Genomic DNA, 4,266 nt, shown 5'->3' with positions numbered 1-4,266 from the left:
TTCCTCCTCAGGGGACTGAAGAACGTCAGAGCCGAATGGAGCCTGATCTGCACCGCCCCCAACCTCTGCAAACTGGCCAAGGCCGCAACATGAGCCAGAACATCCCGCTGAACCCATTGCACAAATGCAACAAAAATCAGATTATCCAGACAGGCTCCTAGAGAACACGCAGGTCAGCGACCTTGCCCCGCTGCGGAGGTTGACGGGGTTGCAGATCCTCAGGCTCTACAACACGCCGGTCAGCGACCTTGCCCCGCTGCAGGGGCTGATGGGGTTGCACCGCCTCAGACTCGACCGCACGCAGGTGCTGGATTTGCGGCCCCTTGCCGGTCTGCACAAGCTGGCAGACGACCCGCGTGTTAGGGGCCTGATGTTCCGCAACATCCCTGCCACAGCCGATCCGAAGATCGCTGAAATTGCTGAAATCGAGGACGATGCAGCGCGGGCGAAGGCGCTGTTTGCGCTGCTGAAGGCGGGGTGGGTGCCGCCGGTGCCGGTGGAACCTGTGCCGCTGGAGCCGGACCCGCTGCTGCGCAGCATCCTGATTGACGGCAAGCTGGAGATTGAGGTTGACCCGCCGACCGAGGAGGAACGGCGCGACCGGGTGAAGGCGGTACTGCATGAAAGGTTGAAGGACAAGGCGCAGGACCTTTCCGTGCTGGCCGGAAACCGCTTTCCCCGGCTGGCCAAAATCGCCCGCGCGCTGATGGTGCTGCTGGACAGGCCGTTCGATGAGTTGAACGTGCTGATTGTGCATCTGGAAATCGAAGACCTGGAAGACCGGCGCGCGACCGGGGCCGAGGATGGCGAGCCCTATACAGACGAGGTGCGGCTTGCCATTGCCGATGTGACACGGGCCGGGCCGGGGCTGACGGTCGGGCATCCGAGCGTGGACGAAATGCTGAAGCGTCGCCGTGAGGCGCGGGAAGTGGTGGTTGTCGCAGAGGATGACGCCAAGCATCAGCGGCTGTCGCAGGCGGTCATTGATGACAAGGAGGCAAACGGGCCAGATTCGCGCGGGATGGAGGAATTGCTTTAGCGCGTCGCCGACAAGGCGGCGGCACGGGCACTGTGGAAGGCGAAGCACCAGAATCTGATCTGGAAAATCGCGACGCTTGCGTCAGCAGCAGCTTTGGGCGTTGCAAGCGATGTCGCGGCAAACCTGATCGCCACAGCCTATGGCGAATACATCACCGGCTTCGTCACGACGAACTGGCAAGTGCTGTCCGATGTTGCCGCAATCTATGGCCAGGGTGTGCTGCTGTGGTTCCAGCAGACTGTCGGCCCGCTGATAGCCGGGATCGACACCACCGCAATCCGCCCGGTGAACCTGCCGAAGCGGCGGCGGTAAGGGCGCAATCCGCCCGGCGGCGGCGGGGCCGGCGCCAGGGTCTTCCCTGCTGCTGGATACAACAGCACGGCATAACAATCCCGCTCCCTCACCGGGTGATGAAGGTTGCGGTCACGGTGCGGGCTTCCGACATGGTGACGACGCAGGTCCTCCGGCCGGTGCAGGTGCCGGACCAGCTTCCGAAGAGGCTGCCCTTCGCCGCTGTGGCGGAGAGGGTGACGACGGTGCCGGGATCATAGCCCAGCGTGCAGTTGCCGCTGCAGCTGCTGGCGCCGCCGCCGGGTGGCGTGAAGGAGACGGAGCCATTGCCAGCACCGGCCTTCACGAAGGTGAGCGTATGGCCCGGAACGAATGTGGCGGTGAGTGCCGTTCCCGCTTCCGGGGCGGAGAAACTGCAGCCGCCATTGCCCGTGCAGCTGCCCGACCAGCTTCCGAGGCGCCAATTCGCCGCAGGGGCCGCCGTCACTGTCACCTGCGTGCCGACGCCTGCCTTCACCGTGCAGCCCGTGCCGCAGTCATAGTCGCCCGTGGTGGTGGCCACATGAACCGATCCCTCGCCCGCTCCCGCACGGGTGTAGCTAACGAGGCTCACCGGGCCATCGAACAGCGCCTGCACGGACGCAGCGCCATTCGGCATGGCGAAGCTGCAGGGGCCGGTTCCCGCGGACCCGCAGCTGCTTCCGCCCCAGCCCGTCAGGGTTGAGAGCGGGGCGGGGTGCGCCAGCAGCGTGACCTGCGTTCCGGGATAGACCAGCACGCTGCATGCGGGCTGGGCGCAGCGGGTGGTGACGCCATTGGCGGTGATGTCCACCGTGCCCAGACTGTCGTTCCGGGTGATCTCCAGCGGTTGGAACCGGCCGAGGGCGGCGGCGATGTCGATGCGGGGAACGGTGTAACCGGACGGCGAGCGGTCATCGGTCACCGGTTTGCCGCTGATGCGGAGGGCGTCGAGCACATCAGCGACGGATGCATGCGGTGCGGCCGACTTCAGAATGGCCCAGGCGCCTGCCGCATGCGGGGCCGCCATGGAGGTGCCGTGCAGTAACGCGTAGCGCCCGCCGGGAACGGAGGAGATGATGGCCGAACCGGGCGCAAAAAGGGAGAGGCGCGATGATACGTTCGAATAGCAGGTCACCTTGTCGGCCGCGGTCGTCTTTCCCTGGCAAAGTCCCCAGTTCGAATCCGACACGGCGCCCACACTCACCACGGTGGAGATGCAGGCTGGGAATGAGATGGAATTTGTCCTCCCATCATTGCCGCTGGATGCGATGACGGCAATGCCGGCGCTGTTCAGTGTCGCGTACATGGAGGTGGTGGCCGGGCTCTCCTTGTCGCACGTGCCGGAAAAGGCGCCACGGCCGAGGCTGATGTTTATGGCTGCGATGCGATAGGTGTTGCGCAGGCGATAGACATAGTCCGCGGCCAGCAGAATGTCGCTGTCCCAGGCAATGTATAGGCGGCCGAGACGGCTGAACACCTGGATGGCGATCAGGTTGGCGTCCTTGGCGATGCCGGAGAAGGTGACCCCTTTGCTGCTTCCGTTCCGTCCGGCCGCGATCCCGCCGACCTGCGTGCCGTGCCCGCAAGCGGACATGCCATCGCAGGGCAGGGCCGCACCCGGTCCCTTGACAATGGAAGCGCCGCCCTGGCAGCTGCTCCAGGTGAAGCAGGCCTCCGCCACCACCTTACCCTTTAGGAATGGATGCTTACTATCGACGCCCGTATCGAGGACGGCGACGGTCTGTCCCTTGCCGGTATAGCCCATATCCCAGGCCTCGGGCGCCCGCACCAGAGGGCCGGACTGCGCCAGCTGGGGGGAATTGGCCCCGTCTTCGGCGATGCTGACGACATCGGGGTCGGACGCCAGCCGCTGCAGCTCGTCCGCCGTGACCTGCATGGCGAGAAAGGGGATGGCGGAATAGCTTTTCACCGCATCAGGATCGCGCGCGACGGTTGCGGCAAAGCGGCGGAGCACGCTCGCCCCCGATGAGGCGATGTCGCGGCGCTGGGCCGCCTGCTCGCCGGGGGGAAGGGTTCCCTCGGCGGCGAAGGGAACCCTGAGCCCGACGATCACCCGCACCTTGCCTTGCGCCGCCGCCTTGACGCGCAGCGCCTGCAGCCCGGCGGCTGCGGCGGGCGTGGCGTTCAGCGTCGCCGTCAGCCCCTGCGGCGCCAGCAGAACACGCTCGGCCGCCTGCGCGGAGGCCACGGCAAGGAACAGACCGAACAACAGCGAAGATATCGAGCGCATCGCACCCTCCTCATTCTCAGTTCCCCTAGGTTAATCCAGGATGAGGTGCGTGTGAATCGAAAACCGCCGGATGTGAGATTACAAATGGGGCAGGCCGATGCGCGCCGCACAATGAAGGAGCCGCCGGATGACGGCGGCCCCGTGCGATGCGACCGCAACTGTCACAAGACAAGCAGGTTTCGGTTCGCTTGAACGAAACCTGCTCAGTCTCTTTCTTTAGCCGCATTTTCAACGGTCAACCGGTGCCCGCTTGACCTGAAAATGCTTTACCGCTTCTGGATGCAGGCGTTGAATTTCTTCTAAAGCGCCGGGCGGTCAGCTGAAATCGGAATGATTTCCTCCCTTTTCGGAGACGGCTGTCGCATATGGCCTGAAACTGCCCCTCTGTATTATTCCTCTCCCCCACCGGGGGAGAGGTTAGGTGAGGGGGTGTTTCCGCGCGGGAGACGCTTGCGTAAGAATTTCCGACACTTTCCTTGTGGGACAGACCCCCTCACCCTGCCCTCTCCCCCGATGGGGGAGAGGAAAGGCGAGGGCGGGGCTTTGTGGGGAGGGCGAACCCTCATGGAGTCAATTGACCGCCCGGCGCTCTAGTACTACAGTTGCGTCTGCGTGGTGAGTCTTGCGCGGTAGTGGGCCTCGGCGGCATGGGCTTGGTGAACGC

General features: G+C 64.7%; 3 protein-coding genes. 2 read left to right on the top strand and 1 reads right to left on the bottom strand.

What is annotated here, in order from left to right; all coding sequences use genetic code 11:
- The first annotated feature begins 208 nt into the window (after positions 1-208).
- Together IOC69_RS11055 and IOC69_RS11050 are read left to right on the top strand one after the other, a co-directional pair.
- Positions 209-1,039, top strand: coding sequence for a hypothetical protein (locus IOC69_RS11055; protein ID WP_290543608.1), 831 nt, complete (start codon positions 209-211; stop codon positions 1,037-1,039).
- A 93-nt stretch (positions 1,040-1,132) separates the two neighbouring features.
- Entirely contained in the window at positions 1,133-1,351 is a 219-nt protein-coding gene (locus IOC69_RS11050; RefSeq protein WP_290543607.1) for a hypothetical protein, read from the top strand.
- An 88-nt stretch (positions 1,352-1,439) separates the two neighbouring features.
- Here the strand turns inward: IOC69_RS11050 and IOC69_RS11045 are convergent, their stop codons facing one another.
- Complete coding sequence (locus IOC69_RS11045; RefSeq protein WP_290543606.1) at positions 1,440-3,602, bottom strand: S8 family serine peptidase; 2,163 nt, start codon at positions 3,600-3,602, stop codon at positions 1,440-1,442.
- Between the last annotated feature and the right edge of the window lie 664 nt (positions 3,603-4,266).

This window comes from Aestuariivirga sp. (assembly GCF_020252405.1).
GTDB lineage: Bacteria > Pseudomonadota > Alphaproteobacteria > Rhizobiales > Aestuariivirgaceae > Aestuariivirga.
This window is presented reverse-complemented; position numbering and strand designations above follow the sequence as displayed.